Annotated in this window: 16 protein-coding genes; 5 read left to right on the forward strand and 11 right to left on the reverse strand. The window is 56.7% G+C overall.

From position 1 onward, the window contains the following. Positions 1–278: 278 nt before the first annotated feature. The 3 genes from E5180_RS15580 to E5180_RS15590 form a co-directional block, all read right to left on the reverse strand. Positions 279–824 carry a PepSY domain-containing protein gene (locus E5180_RS15580; RefSeq protein WP_138925343.1) on the reverse strand — a complete coding sequence of 182 codons (546 nt, stop codon included), beginning with the start codon at positions 822–824 and terminating at the stop codon, positions 279–281. An 84-nt stretch (positions 825–908) separates the two neighbouring features. Further along, a complete protein-coding gene (locus E5180_RS15585) occupies positions 909–1,469 on the reverse strand; it encodes a cytochrome b/b6 domain-containing protein (protein WP_138925344.1) in 561 nt (186 codons plus the stop codon). Then, the gene (locus E5180_RS15590) at positions 1,469–1,753 is read right to left on the reverse strand and encodes a PepSY domain-containing protein (protein WP_138925345.1); all 285 of its coding nucleotides are present in this window, start codon (positions 1,751–1,753) and stop codon (positions 1,469–1,471) included. Before E5180_RS15590 ends, E5180_RS15585 begins: the two co-directional genes overlap by 1 nt. A 185-nt stretch (positions 1,754–1,938) precedes the next feature. Here E5180_RS15590 and E5180_RS15595 point away from each other — a divergent pair, with 185 nt between their 5' ends. From E5180_RS15595 to E5180_RS15610, 4 genes are read left to right on the forward strand one after another with little or no spacing between them, the layout of a single operon-like run. Continuing rightward, on the forward strand, positions 1,939–2,226 hold the full coding sequence (locus E5180_RS15595) for a PepSY domain-containing protein (RefSeq protein WP_171048994.1): 288 nt from the start codon (positions 1,939–1,941) through the stop codon (positions 2,224–2,226). Between the two features lie 2 nt (positions 2,227–2,228). Continuing rightward, positions 2,229–2,897, forward strand: a complete 669-nt coding sequence (locus E5180_RS15600; RefSeq protein WP_138925347.1) for a response regulator transcription factor — start codon at positions 2,229–2,231, stop codon at positions 2,895–2,897. Next, entirely contained in the window at positions 2,897–4,279 is a 1,383-nt protein-coding gene (locus E5180_RS15605) for a sensor histidine kinase (RefSeq protein ID WP_138925348.1), read from the forward strand. The genes E5180_RS15600 and E5180_RS15605 overlap by 1 nt, the downstream gene beginning before the upstream one ends. Next, the gene (locus E5180_RS15610) at positions 4,276–4,983 is read left to right on the forward strand and encodes a VIT1/CCC1 transporter family protein (RefSeq protein ID WP_138925349.1); all 708 of its coding nucleotides are present in this window, start codon (positions 4,276–4,278) and stop codon (positions 4,981–4,983) included. Before E5180_RS15605 ends, E5180_RS15610 begins: the two co-directional genes overlap by 4 nt. An 809-nt stretch (positions 4,984–5,792) precedes the next feature. On the opposite strand, the gene E5180_RS15615 is transcribed toward E5180_RS15610, so the two are convergent. The 8 genes from E5180_RS15615 to E5180_RS15650 all read right to left on the reverse strand — a co-directional run bounded on the left by E5180_RS15615 (position 5,793) and on the right by E5180_RS15650 (position 16,290). After that, on the reverse strand, positions 5,793–6,995 hold the full coding sequence (locus E5180_RS15615; RefSeq protein WP_138925350.1) for an IS91 family transposase: 1,203 nt from the start codon (positions 6,993–6,995) through the stop codon (positions 5,793–5,795). Between the two features lie 11 nt (positions 6,996–7,006). Then, a complete protein-coding gene (locus E5180_RS15620; protein ID WP_138925351.1) occupies positions 7,007–7,879 on the reverse strand; it encodes a tyrosine-type recombinase/integrase in 873 nt (290 codons plus the stop codon). A 221-nt stretch (positions 7,880–8,100) separates the two neighbouring features. Beyond that, positions 8,101–10,092, reverse strand: coding sequence for a type IV secretory system conjugative DNA transfer family protein (locus E5180_RS15625; RefSeq protein WP_138925352.1), 1,992 nt, complete (start codon positions 10,090–10,092; stop codon positions 8,101–8,103). 8 nt (positions 10,093–10,100) lie between these two features. Beyond that, positions 10,101–12,344, reverse strand: a complete 2,244-nt coding sequence (locus tag E5180_RS15630) for a relaxase/mobilization nuclease domain-containing protein (protein ID WP_138925353.1) — start codon at positions 12,342–12,344, stop codon at positions 10,101–10,103. Next, positions 12,331–12,912, reverse strand: a complete 582-nt coding sequence (locus E5180_RS15635; protein ID WP_138925354.1) for a helix-turn-helix domain-containing protein — start codon at positions 12,910–12,912, stop codon at positions 12,331–12,333. Before E5180_RS15635 ends, E5180_RS15630 begins: the two co-directional genes overlap by 14 nt. A gap of 570 nt (positions 12,913–13,482) precedes the next feature. Beyond that, complete coding sequence (locus E5180_RS15640) at positions 13,483–13,689, reverse strand: hypothetical protein (RefSeq protein WP_089423413.1); 207 nt, start codon at positions 13,687–13,689, stop codon at positions 13,483–13,485. 360 nt (positions 13,690–14,049) lie between these two features. Beyond that, positions 14,050–15,126, reverse strand: coding sequence for an SH3 domain-containing protein (locus E5180_RS16075; RefSeq protein WP_368074021.1), 1,077 nt, complete (start codon positions 15,124–15,126; stop codon positions 14,050–14,052). Positions 15,127–15,360: 234 nt separating this feature from the next. After that, positions 15,361–16,290, reverse strand: coding sequence for a DUF2493 domain-containing protein (locus E5180_RS15650; protein ID WP_138925356.1), 930 nt, complete (start codon positions 16,288–16,290; stop codon positions 15,361–15,363). 805 nt (positions 16,291–17,095) lie between these two features. Here E5180_RS15650 and E5180_RS15655 point away from each other — a divergent pair. Then, positions 17,096–17,859 (forward strand): hypothetical protein (locus E5180_RS15655; RefSeq protein WP_138925357.1); only part of this gene is annotated, 764 nt, incomplete at its 3' end.

Raw genomic sequence — 17,859 nt, forward strand, 5'->3', positions numbered from 1 at the left:
GGGCATCTGTCAATTGCGGGGACAGTGACCTGTGGCTCTGCGGCATTTGCCGGAGCGGCAGGTATGGTAGGGGCGGTCTCGGCATTTGCCGCCGAACCCGAAAGGGCGGCACCTCCAGCTGCAACGGCAGCACCACTTTTTAAGAAACCACGTCGATTAAGGTCATCTGTCATGATCGTCGTCCATGTATAAAGGGGGGAAATGAACGGGCACCGTTTTGGCCATCAAGAGACGAAGGCGGAATAAACAGTGCCCGTCCGGGGGGACTTTAGGGTTTGTTAGTCTTCGTCGTTGGACGAGCTGTCGTCGCTTTCGTCGTTGGACGAGCTGTCGTTGCTCTCGTCGTTGGACGAGCTGTCGTTGCTCTCGTCGTTGGACGAGCTGTCATTGCTCTCGTCGTTGGACGAGCTGTCATTGCTCTCATCGTTGGACGAGCTGTCATTGCTCTCGTCGTTGGACGAGCTGTCATTGCTCTCATCGTTGGACGAGCTGTCATTGCTCTCATCGTTGGACGAGCTGTCGTTGCTCTCATCGTTGGACGAGCTGTCGTTGCTTTCGTCATTATTGCGAGCGGTACGATCATTCGAAGATTCACGGTAAGTACGGTCACTCAGAATTTCGCCAGTTGTCGCATCATAGGTAATGTCCCGCTTCTGGCCATTGAGGTATGCCTCGACTGAATAGATGTTGCCGCTTCGCTCAATCTCGATGTTTGTGTAGCCCATTCCGGCCAGTTGAGCGCGTACGCTGTCTGCGCTGGACTGAGCATTGGCAACGCTTGCCGTTACAAGGGCGATAGAGAAGATTGCTGTCTTGAGTTTCATAGTATTTTCCTTCGGTTGGTTTGTGTTCCGTGAGAGGTAGAATAGTGTTTCGTGAGTGGGTAGTTGTGGGGCAGAGCCATAGGTTCAGCCCCGCTTTCGTCCTGTGAACATGGATTTGATCAGGTTTTCTTTGTGCTCGAAGCTGGCAACAAGGACGCCGATAACGTGTAGAGCAACCAGACCAAGTGTCAGGTTCACCAAAATCTCGTGAAGCTCTTCGACCCATTCCTCGCCCCAGAAAGCGTCCATTTCCATCATGTAGCCGGAGACGGAAATTCCCGTGATTGCTATAAGGAGTGCGATAACCATCGCGCCGCCTGCCGGGTTGTGACCGATGTAGCGCTTGGCTTTCATCGCGACACTGTCGCGCAGGAACCCTATCACCGTCTTAGGACGATAGATGAAGTCGGAAAAACGCGCATGCTTTGAACCGATCAGGCCCCAGACCAGTCGGAAAGCAACTAATCCGGCGACGACATAACCGATCTGGACATGGTATTTTTCCCATTCTTCGGCAGAAATATAGGCGGCTGCAAAAGCAATGAGCAAAGACCAGTGAAATATCCTGACCAACGGGTCCCAGACCCGGACAGTTGCTGGTGCCGTTTGGCTACCAGCTTCTGTCTTGGTCGCATCAGCGGACATTAGCTGTCGCTGCTTTCTTCGGACATCGCATCCACAGGAATGCCGGTCACTGGATCGACGTAGATTTCGACCCGCTCGCCGTTGGCATCGATGCCATAGATTTCATAGCAACCTTCGTCGATCTTGATGTTCTTCACTTCGTAGCCCTGTTCGACGTACATCGTTGTCAGGTCTTCCTGTGACATCCATGTGGTCTGGTCAGGCACATTGCATTTCATGTCTTCCGCGAAGGCTGGCGCAGCCAGCATTAGAACGGCGGCGGTGGAAAGGAGAAGTTTGGACATGGGTTCTATCCTTTGGGTTCAGAGCGGACTTGCTCGTTTTGATGAACCCCTTTTGGCAGACCCAAAATTACAGATGTCAGATCACCGCTGTCAGCAAACTGTAATATATGAAACTATAAACAAGCGTCGGGAAGACAGGCGCGATTGTGCCTCAGGTGATACGTTTGAAAAGTTTACGCTATATATTGACCAGCTTTGCAATTCTGCTGGCACTGATTACACCCCTCTGGGCCGATGAAACGGAGCCGGATGAAGTTTCTCGTCTTCTTAGACGAGGTGAGATTTTGCCATTGGCCACAATCCTTGAATTAATCCGCCCGGTGACAGGCGAGACGATTCTAGAGGTCGAAGTCGAGCATGAGGACTTCGGCATCGCCTATGAAATCTATTTCCTTGATCCACAAGGACGTCGCCGTGAAATCTACGTGGACGCCCGTACTGGGGAAATCATGCTGCAAAAGTTGGACGACTAGAGATGCGCGTTCTTGTCATCGAAGACGATGATCGCATTCGCAGCGACGTCCAGACCGCCCTTGAGGCGGCAGGCTACATTGTCGATGTCGAGGCGTCCGGCGAAGAAGGCTGGTTTTTGGGCGACACAGAAACCTATGGCGCTGTTGTACTCGATCTGGGCCTGCCGCAGATGGACGGCATGACAGTCTTGAAACGATGGCGCAAGGCAGGCAGAGCAATGCCGGTCCTGATCCTAACGGCCCGTGGAACATGGGACGAACGGGTGGAAGGCATTGATGCTGGCGCTGACGACTATCTTCCCAAGCCGTTTCATGTGGAAGAACTGCTGGCAAGATTGCGCGCAATTATACGTCGATCCGGCGGCAACGCGGGATCAGTGATCAAGATTGGTGAGACAGAGCTGGATGAACGCCAAATGCGGGTTTCCGTGCGCGGTGTGGCCGTCAAACTATCGCCGCAGGAGTATCGGCTCGTTTCCTATATGATGCTGCACAACGGGCGGGTCATCCCGCAACAGGAACTGGCCGAACATTTACAATCTGTGCATTTCGAACGAGAGTCCAATGCCGTTGAAGTCCTTGTCGCGCGGGTCCGTCGCAAGCTACCGAATGCGTTGATCGAAACCCGCCGTGGTTTCGGATATCTCGTCCCGAACGAGCGGACAGAGTGATGTGGTCATACAATTCCATTCGCCTGCGACTGGTCGCGGTCGCAACAGTCATCGTCATCGGCATGATGATCGTGACAGGCTTTGGCCTGACGATGCTGCTTGAACGAAATGTCGAACGGCGCGAGGGGCAGGAGCTTGATGCCCACCTTCAGCAAATTATCGGTGGCCTGCGCTTTCAAACCGATGGAACCGTAAAATTGTCGCGCGACCTAACGGATCCCCGTTTTGGACAGGTTTTTGGGGGGCTGTATTTTCAGGTCGCCAGATTGGATGGAGATATCATACTGAAATCAAGGTCCCTTTGGGACACAGTGCTGAGCCTGCCAGAAGACACGGTTGATCCCGGAGAGGTCCACATCCACTCTAGGCCTGGACCAAACAACACAACACTACTGATCCACGAAAGCCGCGTCGCATTTGTGGATCGTGGTCAAGAAATGCCACTTTTGGTAAGTGTTGGGATCGATAAGAGCGAGATCATAGCTCTTAAGTCCGGATTTACACGTGACCTTATACCGACTTTGAGCCTTCTCGCGGTGGCATTGCTCCTAGGTTTTGCGTTTCAAATCGGAGTTGGCATGCGTCCGCTGGACCGCATTAGAAAGGGTGTCGCCAACGTGAAATCCGGCGAAGCACAGCGGCTACCAACGGATGCACCCTCGGAGGTTGCGCCTTTGATCCAAGAGGTCAACAGCTTGCTCGACCAACAAGATGATAGCATGGCCCGTGCGCGTGACCGCGCTGCCGATCTTGCCCACGGGCTGAAGACGCCGTTGACTGCCTTGGGAACGGACATTGAACGGCTACGCAAGATTGGTGCGGAAGACATTGCCGACGACATTCAAGAACTCTCAGTACGCATGCGCAGGCATCTTGATCGTGAACTGGCATTGGCCCGTGACAGGCATGGTCGAAAGAATGCGCGCACGACTGTAAAACCGGCACTCGAGTCAATAATCCGCACGCTTGCGAAAACGCCAAAAGGCGAAGTTTTGAAATTCCAAAGCACAGTTCCCGAATGGGTCGAGCTTGCGGTTGAACAAGGTGACTTTCTTGAAGTTGTAGGCAATCTTCTTGAAAACGCCACCAAATTTGCAAAAGACACTATTTCAATCGAATGCGGCGTGCGGGACGGCTGGGCGTCGATTATCATCAATGACGATGGGCCCGGTGTGACGGACTCAAAAATTGCACATATCGCGACGCGCGGCGTTCGCCTGGATATGGCCGGAACCGGAGCAGGCCTTGGTCTCGCCATCGTCAAAGACATAGTAGAGGCAAACGGGGGGCATTTGCATCTGGAAAACCGAACCGGACGCGGATTATCAGTCACTGTAACCTTCCGTGCCGCTTCAACAATAAATTCAAAGGAAAAAGAATGAGCTTACCCTACGACTCTGCGCACGAAGAACTACATTACATCAATCGTGCGGGCTGGTTGCGCGCGTCTGTTCTAGGTGCCAATGATGGCATTGTTTCAGTTTCGTCGCTGATCGTCGGTGTCGCGGCAGCTGATCCCAGTCCCACCGCAATCCTGCTGGCAGGGGCTGCCGGACTTGCAGCGGGCGCGATGTCCATGGCAGCTGGCGAGTATGTTTCAGTCAGTTCGCAGTCAGATGTAGAACGGGCCGATATCGCGCGTGAAAAGCAAGCACTCATCGATACGCCGGAGGCGGAAGAAGCAGAATTGGCATCGATCTATCAGGCACGTGGGCTGACCGTCGAAACAGCTGCGTTGGTTGCACGAGAATTGACGGCCAAGGATGCACTGGGCGCTCATGTGCGTGACGAGCTGGGATTGTCTGAAGTGCATACGGCAAATCCATTACAAGCCGCGATCGCTTCAGGTTTTACATTTACAGTTGCAGCAGCTCTTCCGCTCGCCGCCGCCATTCTTGCACCAAGTGACAAGATCATTCCAACCGTCGTTGTCACAACCTTGATCTGTCTTGCGGGTCTGGGTGCATTGGGAGCCCAAGTTGGAGGCGCGCCGAAGCTACGCGCAACAGCCCGCGTGTTATTTTGGGGCGCGGCGGCTATGGCCATCACTGCAGGCGTGGGAAGCATATTTGGCGTAAGCGTTTAGCTTTAGGCGGACTAACTGTAAGCACGCAGTTGCCACACTTCCAGAAAGGATCCTATTGTTCGGATATTTTCCAACTTTGACCGTTCCTAAATACTAGTTTATGAAGCGGCTGTCGTTTTATTCCATTGCTACCAAAGACCACGCCTAAAACCTGAGCGGCTAATGAAGATTCTTGTCTGAACTCCGACAGCCGCCATTCGCTGCGAAACAGCATTCTGGCAAGATGGGCTTTTTTGACACCTTCGCTGCGTAGATCACCAATGGCTGCTTAAACCTTACCGTAGGATTCTGCCCCCTTCGTCATCAGCCACCCCTAACGAAGGTCGAAAACCTGCCAAAACAGCGACGGTTTTTTGGGGGAGTTTTGTCATAGCCAAGCGCCTGATTCCACGTGGGCGCGGATGGAATGACCAAATGGACCGTTTTTGGAACAGGCAGCGTTGCAGTCGATCTGAAGGTCTTTCTTCGACACAAAGCTGCCGCTGGTGCAACCGCAGCGAATTCACACTTCGTCTAAGGTTTGTGGCTGCTGTCAGCGCGAGCTGCAGCGGCGACAAATCCGACAAGGAGGAAAGCGCGGGCTGTTTTCGGTGCTATGGGGATTGTGGGTTACGGCTGCGAGTTTTGATGCGCAGATCGGACGGGATTTTGCTGATAGGCGGCAGCGACGTGGCGGTTTTCCCAGCATGACCTTGTCCTTTGGTATCTCATTTTGTTGCTGCAGACATGATTTGGCATGGGATTGTCTGAGAAGGCCACACTGATTGGCCCGGCTTCTGCGTAAGGCAAAGTCGGTTTGTCTCGTTGTATCATGCGGCGTCCTCCCATGGCGGTGCTCGGCATTTGGGCGTTTGGCCGCGCAGGAAGGTCTCAACGATGACCATCGCACCACCGCATTTGGGGCAAAGCTTGTGCGCGGGCGGATCAGCTGGTTCGGTGTTTGCGGCCTCGTCAGACGCTTGATCGGGTTCCGTTTTGGCATCAAGCAACTGCCTGATCTGTCCGATCCTGTCGCGGCGGATGCCATTTGCGAGGAAGCCCGTGTGTCGGATGCGGTGGAAGCCAGAGGGCAGAACATGGATCAGGAAACGGCGGATGAACTCGGACGTATGCAGGCGCATGACCTTCATCCGGTCTCCCTTTTTGATGCGGTAGTCTTTCCAGCGGAAGGCCACTGTGTCGGCATCTGCGCTGACGAGGCGATGGTTGGAGATCGCCACACGGTGCGTGTAACGGCTCAGATATGCCAGCACTGCCTCAGGCCCGCCGAAGGGAGGTTTGGCATACACCACCCAGTCGGTTTTACGCAGTGGCGAGAGATGGGCCGCGAAGGTGTCGGGGTCGGCCAGCTTTGTCAGATCGCCGAAGAACTTGAGCTTGCCCGCCTTGTGCAATCGGATCAGCCCTTCGAGAAAGAGGCGACGGAACAGCCGGGACAGAACCTTCACCGGCAGGAAGAACCCAGAGCGACAGGCGATCCATCGTTTGCCATCAGCAGACAACCCACCCCCGGGTACGATGACGTGCACGTGCGGGTGGTGCATCATCGCAGATCCCCAGGTGTGGAGAACTGACGTCATGCCGATGCGGGCACCGAGATGTTTCTGATCGCCCGCGATGGTCAGGAGCGTCTGCGACGACGCCTTGAACAGCAAGCCGTAGATCGCCGCTTTGTTTTGATACGTGATGTCAGCGATCTGGGTTGGCAGCGTGAAGACTACGTGGAAGTACTCGACTGGCAACAGGTCTTCCATGCGTGCCTCCATCCAGTCCTGCGCCGCAGCGCCTTGGCACTTCGGGCAGTGCCGGTTCCGGCACGAGTTGTAGGCGATGTGTTGATGATCGCATTTGGTGCAAGCCGCGACGTGACCGCCAAGGGCAGCAGTCCGGCAGTTCTCAATCGCAGACATCACTTTGAGCTGCGGCAGGTTCAGGTGCGCGGCATGGTCACAGCGATAGGCAGGCCCGCAGGCGCGGAAGATATCCGCGACCTCCAGTTTGGGACGGGGCATCGTGGCTGGGCTTAACCCGAGCCGGCCTTTCGGTTTGCCAGCAGATCAAGCGGGCTGGTCACGTCCTGAATCGTTTTGGTGGCAACCTTCGTGTAAACTGTCGTCGTTTCCAGCTTGGCGTGTCCCAGCAACACCTGAATGATCCGGATATCAGTCCCACTTTCCAGTAGATGCGTAGCAAAGCTGTGCCTCAAAGTGTGGGGCGACACCTGCTTCTTAATCTCCGCAAAATCGCAGGCGACCCCAAAGGCACGGTTGAACTGTCGTGTCGAGATCGGGTCGATCCGGTTGCGCCCCGGGAACATCCAACCTCTTGGGCGCGCCTCACGATAATAATCACGCAGCAGACCGAGCAGGTTTGGCGACAACATGACCTGTCGATCCTTGCGGCCTTTCCCTTGCTCGATCCGGATCAGCATCCGATCACTATCAATATCGCCAACCTTCAGGTGCGTGACCTCGCTGGCGCGCAACCCGCCGCCGTAGGCCACACTGAAGGCCGCGCGGTATCGCAACCCGGGCCCAGGTGCTGCTTCGATGATGCGCGCGACTTCCTCAGTGCTCAGCACCACAGGGATCTTCTTGGCCGCCCGCTGGTAGCGCATGTGCCGCTTCATTTCAGGCCGCGGGCACGTCGAAGCATAGAAAAAACTCAACACCGTCAGCCGGTTGTTAAAGGTAGGCGCACCAACGCCGCGCTCCTTCATATCCAGTTGGAACGCCCGAAGTTCCTCAGGCGTCGCGCTATCCGGCGCATGCCCCAGAAACCGAGTGAAGTCCCGCATCGCCCTTAGATACATCGTCTGCGTCTTGGGCTGCAGCCCCTTAATCCGCATGTCCTCGAGGAAACGACGTCGTAGCTTTGGTACATATTGATCGGTCATGAAAAACTCCTGTGATCCGATTGAGAAGGTCCCAATCGTCCAACAGATCAGTCAGTTCACAAAATCCACACCGCTTGCGCCATCGCACAACGGTAACCACAAGCGCCAATACCGCGAGAGCGGTTTCGTCCTTGTCCGTTCTGCGGGCCTTCAATTCAGCTGCGGCGAATGACCGGTTCAACACAAACCTGCTCCGCGGGCTCAACTGCGCCATAGCCCACTCAACCAGAGATACCCTCCCCCTGCTTCAACTGGCTTTCCAGCCCATCCAAATCATCCACCACATTATCGAGCCGATCTCTATCGCCACCATCGATTTCCTCAATTTGCATCTCAACCTGGTCGGCAAAGCTCATTTCAATTTGCCGCTGCTCCTCTTCGACAACGGCTTGAACAGCTTTTGAGCTTTTCTTGGTGGGCGGCACAGATATACCTGAGCTGATTTCTTTTGAGCCAAGTAGACGCTCATAATGCGCATTAGGCTCCGCACTCGTTCCAGCTTGGCTCGGGCCCTGCTTTGACCCGCAAGAATCTGGCCCGTGCGCCTTACCGCCACCCCCACCCCTCGCTGGAAACGGCAGCTCACCCTTCTGCGCGCTATGGATCGCCGCAAACAGCCGATCATCAAAATACTGGATCCGTTTCGCCCGTACTGGCATCTGCGCATCCACGACCATGATAATTTCATCCAGCGGCAAACGACGGGCTTCATCTTCGGGCAGTAGCGACGTTTCTTCCGTCCGTGTGGACTGACTGCGCCCCTCGAACGGATTCTTGCCAATGGACCGTGACCGCGTGACCACCGTTTTGGTCGTCTTGCCTACGGCCTTGCTCAGCTCCTCAATGGTCTTTTCATCTGACGGGGTGAGGTAGAGCTTTACGCCTGCGTTTCCCTGCAAGGCGCGGCGGGTATTTTCACCATAGATCTCATCGAGGGCGGGGATGGTTTGTGTGACGACTGCTAGATGCCCGCGATAGGTGCGCAGGGTTTCAATGCTCTCGACCACGATGGGCATTTTGCCAAGGCGGTTGAACTCATCGAGCATGATCATCACGGGCCAAGGCTCATCCTTGCCCGGTTCCTTCTCTTGCATCGCCGAGAGAAGGTCTGAGAAAAACAAACGGATCAGTGGCGCAAGCGGCTTTACCATCAGCGGCTGGACAACGAGATAGACCGTAAAGGGCTTTTTGCGGATCGTGCGGAAATCAAAGTCGGAAACCTGCGTTGCCTCATCAATCGCGGGGTTCTGCCATTGGTCCAGACCTGAGGTCATCAGAAGCGAGACATAGGAGGTCAGCGTGTCGTTGTTGGTGGAGGCCAGCCGCGTAAAAATCAGCTTTGCTGCTTTGTTGTCGATCTCATGGCCCCGCGCCACGTATTCTTTCTGCTTATTACCCCCCGAAGCCGCGATCCGGTAGATCTCGCCCAAGTTGGGCTTCTTGCGTTGGAAGGCCAGCAAGCCCGCGGCCACGAAGAGATCGATACCGCCTTTCAAAAGCCCTTGAACGCGATCATTGTCACTTTGCAGGAACAGGGTCGCCAGTAGCTGCAATTCCATCTGCTGACGCGCGGGGTCTTTCAGCTCATAGATGCGCAAAAGCGGATTGTAGCGATGCGTCCGCTTGCCTTCCCAGTCCGTGGGCGCAAAGCGGTAGACCTTGTCACCTTGGGCCGCACGGTGACGCGCCGTCGCTTCAAAACACTCACCCTTTACATCCAACGTGACGGCAGACCCCTGCCAAGTCAGCAGGTTCGGGATGACAAAGCCGCTGGTTTTACCGCGCCCCGTTGGTGCCACGATCAGCGCATGGGGAAACACCTTCGAGGTGATATAGCGTGCGCGGGATTTCGGGCTGCCCAGTTTGCCCAGAATAAACCCGGTGCCGGGTTTGCCAAAGAACCCGTTGGCTTTCATCTCGCCGCGCTTTTGCCAATGGGTCTGACCAAAGCGTGTGAGGGCTGAGCCGGACAGGGCAAGGCTCATCATCAGCCCGGCGACGGCACACCCGCCGATGATCAAGTTGATCAGCTGGAAATCATCAGGCCGTCTATCTCTGATCCAGAGGTAGTTCTGCGCGATATATCCAAAGTCGATATCGGCGCTGAACCCAAGTGCCTTGAAGGTCAGCACAGCCGAGGCAATGGTGTAGCCCATCGCACCCGCCACCAAAGTGACCAGAACGACCCCGATAGCAATCCAAGCCTTGCCCATGGATCCACTCAATGGACCTGGCCCCGCTCTGTCTCGCCGTCCACGTCAGCCGCGCGGTGTCTCTCGACTTCAACGTCTGCCAACTCGTCGACAACCTGTCGCAACGCCTCCGAGTTTGCGGTTGCCGCATCCGATTGCAAATAGACCTTTGCGGCATAGAGCCGATCAAGACGATCTTCGAGAACGTTTTCCAAAGCGTCGCTGTCGCCATCGTTCAGGCGATCCAGCTGCGCCGTGTCCAAAACCTGCGCCACCCGCGCGCGGAAGGCCTCGCGTTCGTTTGCAGTCTCAAAGGGCGACGACAACTCCCCAGCCCGTTCATGGGCGAGAACACGGGACAGTTCGGGCGTCTCAAACTGCACCGTCTCGCGCTCCGTAAGCCGTATCTCCCGTTCAGCGTCGCGCGCTTCATAGACACGCGCGTATGTGTCGCCGAGGCCTATTGCCAGCTGCTCGGGCATATCGGGATATCGCGTCTGTAGATCGCGCGCGACGGAAACGGAGATTGGCGTCCTGCTATGCGCGCCCAAACGCGCCGCTTCAACCTCAATGATGATCCGCTCTGCAGCGGCCCGATCTACGACCACCGCCTTGCCTTCTTCATCCACGCGGATCACATCGGTGGGGCGCGCAATCAGTTCTGGATGGTCGCGCAGATAGTCCCGCTGTGCGTCCTCCAAACGCTCTACGGCAAGGCTTTCGATCACGGCTTCGTCAAGATCTCCACTATGGGCTTCAATCCGAGTCTCGATGCGAACAGCATTGGCAGCAGTTTCAATCTGGGCGTCCGTGACATGCGCCTGCACCTCACGGGCGTCTTCAATGACCCCGTCACGGCGCAGCACGCCCTCCCGTTCCAGCATGGTCCCGAGCTGCACATGTACATCATTGAGAATATCCCGCGCCTGTTCCAAATCCGCGCGGCGCTCAAGGTTCAGTTCCTTCGCCTCGGCCACCTTGGAAAGGTCATCCGCGATCCATTGATGCTCGAGCGCGGCGTTCTGCGCCCCTGTCTCCATCCGGGCCACAACCGCGGATGTGCTGATCCCCGTGCCGCGCAGGGCCGCATCGACGCGGGCCCGCACCCGTGGCTCAGACAGACGCTCCAGTTCGCTTTGTTGAATATTGGCTTCAGAATAAACCCCGCCTTCTGACGGGCCCTCCGAGAGGGAGTTGGAGCGCAGCCCCAGCGGCTGCATATGCTGCACCCGCGCTTGAATGGCGTTGAGGGATTTTTCCAGCGCGGGCCGCTCCGCATCCGGCTTTGCCGCGATCAAATCTGTGATGTTGGCGACCTTTTCCGCGTAACGGCTGCGCAGATCCTCGAACGTATCGTCTTCGGCCATGTAAATGCCTCCTGCGGTTTCAACGTGACCCCCCTTCGCCAGAACCTCGCCAGCACGGAACAGAACTTCGGCAATGTCTGCGTGGTTCTCGGAGGACGCCTCGGCGGCCAGCGCGTGGAACATGATTTTGGTGTTTGCGATTTCGGCAAGCGTGCGAGTCAGATCCTTGCCAACGCGTTCCCGCTCCACTGGCACCCTGCCCTCTTCCTTGGCGGCATAAACCTCGCGAGTGCGGGGAGGGTAATGTACCTCGCCACGATCTATCCGCCGCGTGGCTTCCAACCGCACGCCGTAGGTCTCGGCCTCTTCGACCATCGCCAATCGGAAGTCGTCATAATTGAACCGATGATTGCGCGCCAAATAGAAGAATTCGCCCTCTTGCGAGCGGCGGTTCAACACCAGATGCGCATGGGGATGATCGCGGTCCTCATGCACCGCGATAATGTAATCGAAGTGCCCCTCATCGGTCTGGAAGAACCGCTCGGCCACATCCGTAGCGATGTCGCGCACATCTTCGCCACGCGTGCCGATCGGGAAGGACATCAGCAGATGTGTGGTCTGCCCAAGCTTGGGTTTGAACCCTGCGCTCCACCGCTTGGCAAACCGCTCGGTCAGGTCTTTGATCTCGCCGCGATCAAGCTTGGATTTCCCATCCAGAAACCCACTGCTGTCGACGATATGGGTGGACTTGGTGGTGAGGTATTCGAGCTGGTTGGACAGCTGGGATTTGTTCTGCGTGCCCCCGCCCCGGATCGCCTTGAACACAGCTGCCCGATGTCCCACCGCAGCGCGCACCATCTGCTTTTGCTTTGAAGCATACAGACCCTGCATCGAGCCACGGATGCGGCTCCAACCATCCTCAAATATCTCTCCGGTGACGGCACCAACCGCATCATTCAGCCGCATGCGCAAACTCCCTCAGAGCGGCGGTTGCAGTGAGCTGCATCGCATCGCGACGGCGGCGCACAAGCAAGTCAATCTCGTCTGCACTGTCCAGAATGAACCGCGCCAACCCGCGCATCTGCGCAAGCCGCAATTCCGAGAACTCGGGGCCTGTTCCCTGCCCCGCCCGATTGGCCTTTTGCATCTGTTTGGCAATCTGGGCGACACCGTTTCCAACCTCATTCAGCGAGGCGCGATAGCGCGCCATCTCTGCCGCCAGCTGGGCGTCAGCAACGAAGGTGCCACCCGCTGCTTGCATCAACCGCCGCAGCCCTTCCGAGCGCGTCTCGATCCCCGCTGACGCCAGCACCCCATCGAACGCCTCCATCTCCTCAGAGGTCACTTTCACACTTACTGCCAAGACCGGCACGGACGTATCGCGCTGGCGCTCTGCGTCACTCTTCACCGTGTATTGCACCGTTCGCGGTGTCACCCCGAACCGCTCCGCAAGCACGGACGTGGAGACGCCGTCCGCAGCTTCGCGCACGATCTCCATGCGTTGCGCATCGGTGAGACGTTTTGAGCGAGACATGCGAAGAAAGACCCCCTATTTCCTGCCACCTTCATACAAGGCTGAACCCAACATACGAAACTATACTAATCTGTCAATAATATACTTACGGTGAATTAGCGCGCAGGCAGCCTTGTATTCCGTTTCACGCCGAGCACCGCAGGTGCGAGGCCGCGCCCGAGAGGGCGCCAACCAACACCAGCCGCTTGCGACAACGTCAGCCGTCTCAACAGGGCCCGCGCCTGAGGTCTGTCTGGACATGTAATGTTCGGACAGAAGCGATGGGGCGGGACAATCCTCACCCGACAGGGCCGACAGACAGGGTCAAGGGAGGTCAGAATTGGCTTGCCAATTCTCTGCCGCAAAAACCTGAAGGCCGCGCCGAAAGGTTTTTGGGGATGGCCCCCTTGAGGCTGGCTGGCGGCTCTGTCACCGCGCTTTTTCAACCCAAACAAAAACCATCAGGACTGCTCCGCAGTCCTGTCATCGGCAACCGTGACCGCTGCCGAAGGCAGGGGTCTCAACGGGACTCGAAGCGATCTCTGGAACAGAGATAGGGCCGCCTGACGGCGGCCCATCCTCGGGAAGGATTTACTCTTGGGGTTCCTTTGAGCTTGGTGGGAACATCACGAGTTCTTGGACGCCGACGGGGAAGTCGAGCTTAAGGCTGAAGAACTCCGAGCCATCCCCGTTGCGGGTGTTGCGGAACATGGCCCCGACGCGTTGGAAACGGGTGCGTTCTTGGCCTTCGCCATCGGTGTATTTGACGGGAACTGTTGCGACGTAGTGGTTGGTCATTTGGGTCTCTCCTTTTTGCGATGAGGATCAAAAGGCATGGGGGCATCAGGACCGGTCGCAAGCGCAAATGCGGAGGGTCCGCGCCAAAGGCGTGGAAGCCGTATTTGTGCTTGCCGGAGCACAGCGTAGGGAACGGCCGGTCCGACCCCGTGCGATCCACATCAATGAGCAAAAAGAAGAGACCCAAATGTATGCCCCCACATCGCAGTCGCCACGGTTCTCGTTGATCTCGATGCAGGTGAAGGTCGGGTTCGCTCTGATGCGACGTGTTGGGGTTTGGTCTGTCGCGCAGAACGAAAAGCAGGGAGGGTTTTCAGCTCGGGCGAAGATCAGTTTGCCGGTGTTGAGCTGGCTGCGACGTTATCGGCACCAAGCTTGAGGACGTGGAGGACAGCTGGTCCGGCCGCACCGGTATGGCACGGCCAATCCCTCACCAATCAGTGTGCGCCCCACATCCTGGCCGTCGACGAACAGCGAGCCACATAGGCGTCCGAAGTTGCATCGGTCAGTACCTTCGGTACCAGGCCTGCACGAACATGCCACGCGTTCAAATTCTATCGATGCCGCATTCCGCACCAGTTGGCTCAAACGCGCCGTTGCGCGTTCCCCGACCTGACGCTCTGCAGCGCAGGAAGGCCGCCAGGTCTCGGGAGCATTGAAACCGACAAGGCGAACGTTGGGAGTAATCCCACGCACGTTTATCGTATCACCATCAATGATCCTGACATCGCTGGCACGAAGGCCCCGATCCTGTGTTGTGGGTTGCGCCGTGGTCGGCCTATTGAGAGACAGGAAGCTAGAGGACATCCAGCCGGTTCCCAAGTCAGACCTAATTTGCGCCCATTGTCCTTGGTCACGAAGCAGCTGGACACGGGTGCCTTCAACCAAAACGCCCATGACCCGATCAGACGTGGACGGCCCGGATCGTTGATTGACCCGTGTGCCCGTCACATAGACGTAAGCGGAGCTTGCCGATTGCGGCGCGGACGTCGCTGGGGAGCCGTTAGATGTGGATTTCGATGATGTTGAATCGAAGAACGATCCAATCAACGCAACGAACGCGACGACAATAACAAGCGGCACCATGATCTGTCGCTGAGCCCTACGGACCGCCCGCTGAGGTGCAGTGATTGCACGGGTTACAGACATCGGTCGGGACTTTGGTTGGTAAGACTCGGTGCGGCGCTTCCGAGTCGGACGCGGTGCGCTATCGTTAGCCTGTGATTTGGGCTGTGATGATGACTCACGTTCCAGCTTCAGGACTTTGTGCAAGCTGGCATACTGGGCCTTACTCAGACGTGTGTCGCCTCCATACTTCTGAAACCGCGCGGCCATGTTTCCAAGAAACGATACCTCCCAATCGTTCGCCTGCCCAGACTGCAGTCGCGCATTAATGCGCGATTGAATCTCTTTGGTGCGGTCTGGAGAAAAGGGCATCGACTGAAAAACCTGCGCGCGTGATATGCTGTCCAACAAAAGTCATTTGTGGCGCGGACACAATAGACAGGGATTACATTGAGATAAGGTCAAGCTAATCGGAAAACGGGAAAATCGGACATCCACCGTCATGACTTAAACGAGCCCTTGCTGCAGATCAGCACCGCGCATCTGAATGTCTACCCACGATCTTGAGAACGAAGAAAGGGCCACCCGAAGGTGACCCTCTCTGACTTATGCCTCGCCCGATGTCTTCGCCGGATCCGCGACCCGCATCACCGTCAGTCCTTTCGCTTCGGCTTTCTGGCCGAGGTTCAGCGCCACCCCGTTGCCGCCGAAGAGGACAACTCCCGTAGCGGCGAACTTATCGTCCAGCATCTCATCGTTGCACTTGAAGGGTGCCGCTCGTCCATGTGCGGACCAACGCGGATCGAAGCGCGCTTGGTTGATGCCCCGCGCGCGTGCCCACCGAGCCGCGATCATCTCCGCTCCATGCTTGCCGCCTTTGTGGCAGATAAAGATATCTTGGTTGCGGTTTTGTTTGATGCGATCCCGAACCTTATCGAGGGTCCGGAAGATGACATCGATGTCGGTCCAGTCCGTCGCTCCCGAGACAATCAGAGGAACGCCTTCGACTTTCGACTTGGCGGCAGTTTCCCGATCATGCTGCTCCAGAAGCTGCTTGGCCTCGAAGACTGCTCCCGTCTCTTGCGCCCGAACGCTGGCCCGCGATCCCGCTGCCGGGATGAAGGCATTTCCTGTCTCTACCTCGTAGCACTCTGCAGCGGCCTCCCCCATCGTCTCGATGGCATCCACGATCTCCCGCAAGTGCACGAAGCGCGCTTGCGCCTCTTCCAGTGCGGTCTCTGCGATCTCTGATCCGTCGTGGCATTTTGCCAGTGCGCCGATCTTATCCGCTGTGCGATCAACTTCCTTACCGAGTGCAACCTTCCGGCGCTGCAGGATTGTCGCCAACCCGTGCGCGAGAGGTTCGATCTCTCCCTCAAGTCCGGTATTCCGCAGTTGCCCAAGAAGGGTCTCAAAAGTTTCGCGAATGATGCTGTCTTTCAGGATATCGTCCTGCGGGATTGGTAGGTGTGCGTCTTTCTCCGTCAGGCCGAAGAGTTCGATTGTCTCGTATGTTGTCGCTTGATCGTAGGCCATTTGTTCATCTCCAGATGTTTGAGTTTGAGGACCACCACGTGAGTGTGGGGCCATGGCCGATTTCTGGTTCACCGAATCTGTCCGGGTCAGGGACGGCGCAGCCGCCAGCTTGCTGGGCGCAAAAGTTTTCCAAGCGCCGTGCTAACAACACGCACAACCTCACGCGCGCGATTGACCTCTCCACTCGCGCCACCTTCGCCGAAAAGTTTTGCGATCCTTGAGGCGGGCTGATTTGGGGGCCATCCGGAGGATATGCTTCCACAGTCATGTGTGTGTGTTTTGACGCGAGGTTTGCCCGACGCGAGCAGGCAAGCGGCGGTGCTGGACACGCAGGCGGTCGCAGCGGCGGGATCGTTTTGCCCCGCAAAACAGACCAGAGCGAAGACCGAAGGCGTGGCCGAGCGCCGCCGTGCTCGCGAGACGGGCAAACCGGGACGCCAAGTGCGCCGCCGCGGTAAGGCCGCATGGCCGCATGCGCGACGGGCCGCAGGGCCGTTCTCTCCTGCGACACGCGAAGCCGAGCAGGGGAGGCCCTGAGGCACTAGTGGATACTTCTGGAGGTTGCTTATCGAACACTGGCGGTGTATTCTGACTTTAGTTCAATTGGGGCTGGCGCGCTGTGAGAAACAGGTCGGCGCAGCAGGTGAGAATCAACCCAGCGAACCTGATCCGGGCCCATTGGATCTTGGTTTGCCGAGCTTCTTAGAGTTCCACGGTTTGCTCAATCTATTGCGCGCTTTCCGACTCCTGCTATAGGGCCCACGGCTTAAACTGGACTCGGACGCACGCCAGAGGAAAGAGCAAAATGAACATTAATACAAATGTACCATCAGACGAAATTCTCCCGGTCGAACTCGACCGGCTGTCAAAAGGTGTGGACCGAATTTTGGAACGGTGGATCGGTGAAAATCGTCCAACAAAACTGACACTCCTAAACGATCTCGCTGCCGCTATCAGCCCAGGCTCAAATTGGGGAGCGTTGAAATCGAAACAATCCCAGCGTCAACGCCGGTCAGAAGACTTCAACACCAGTCTGATTCCAGCGGTCAACCGTAAGGCCTTAGAACTTCCGGCTCGTCTGGCGGAAGTGAAACACACCAAGAACGGCATTGAACTGTCATACTTGACCGAAGAAATTCACTCGCTATTTGGCATGTATCATTCTGGCGATCCAATCATCGGCTTGGAACTCAGTGTCGTTGAGGGCAACGGGTACAGTGAGGCTTCTATCTACGCAAAGCTGATCTTGAACTGTGGAGGAGCCGTTAGCGCGGTCGAAGCCTACGCATCCGATCTTGAACCAATCGTTGCGCAACTCATCTATAACGCGATCCAAAATCTGAACTCGGTCGATCTTTACCCCACACTGGCGCAGGGCGATTGTCGTTCTCTTCGAATCCTGGTTGGCCCATTTGATTGTATCCTGTCGATTCCGGAGTTTTATGGGCGCATACCCGATGAGAGCTTCGCATCTCAAGGGTTGAAAGTGTTGCTTGATGAAGGCGAAACACCATCCATAACAGATCTCGATTTGGCGATGCGCCTTGCATCCGCTGCAGTCCCACTACT

Origin of the sequence: Sulfitobacter sp. BSw21498, assembly GCF_006064855.1 — a bacterium.
Taxonomy (GTDB): domain Bacteria; phylum Pseudomonadota; class Alphaproteobacteria; order Rhodobacterales; family Rhodobacteraceae; genus Sulfitobacter.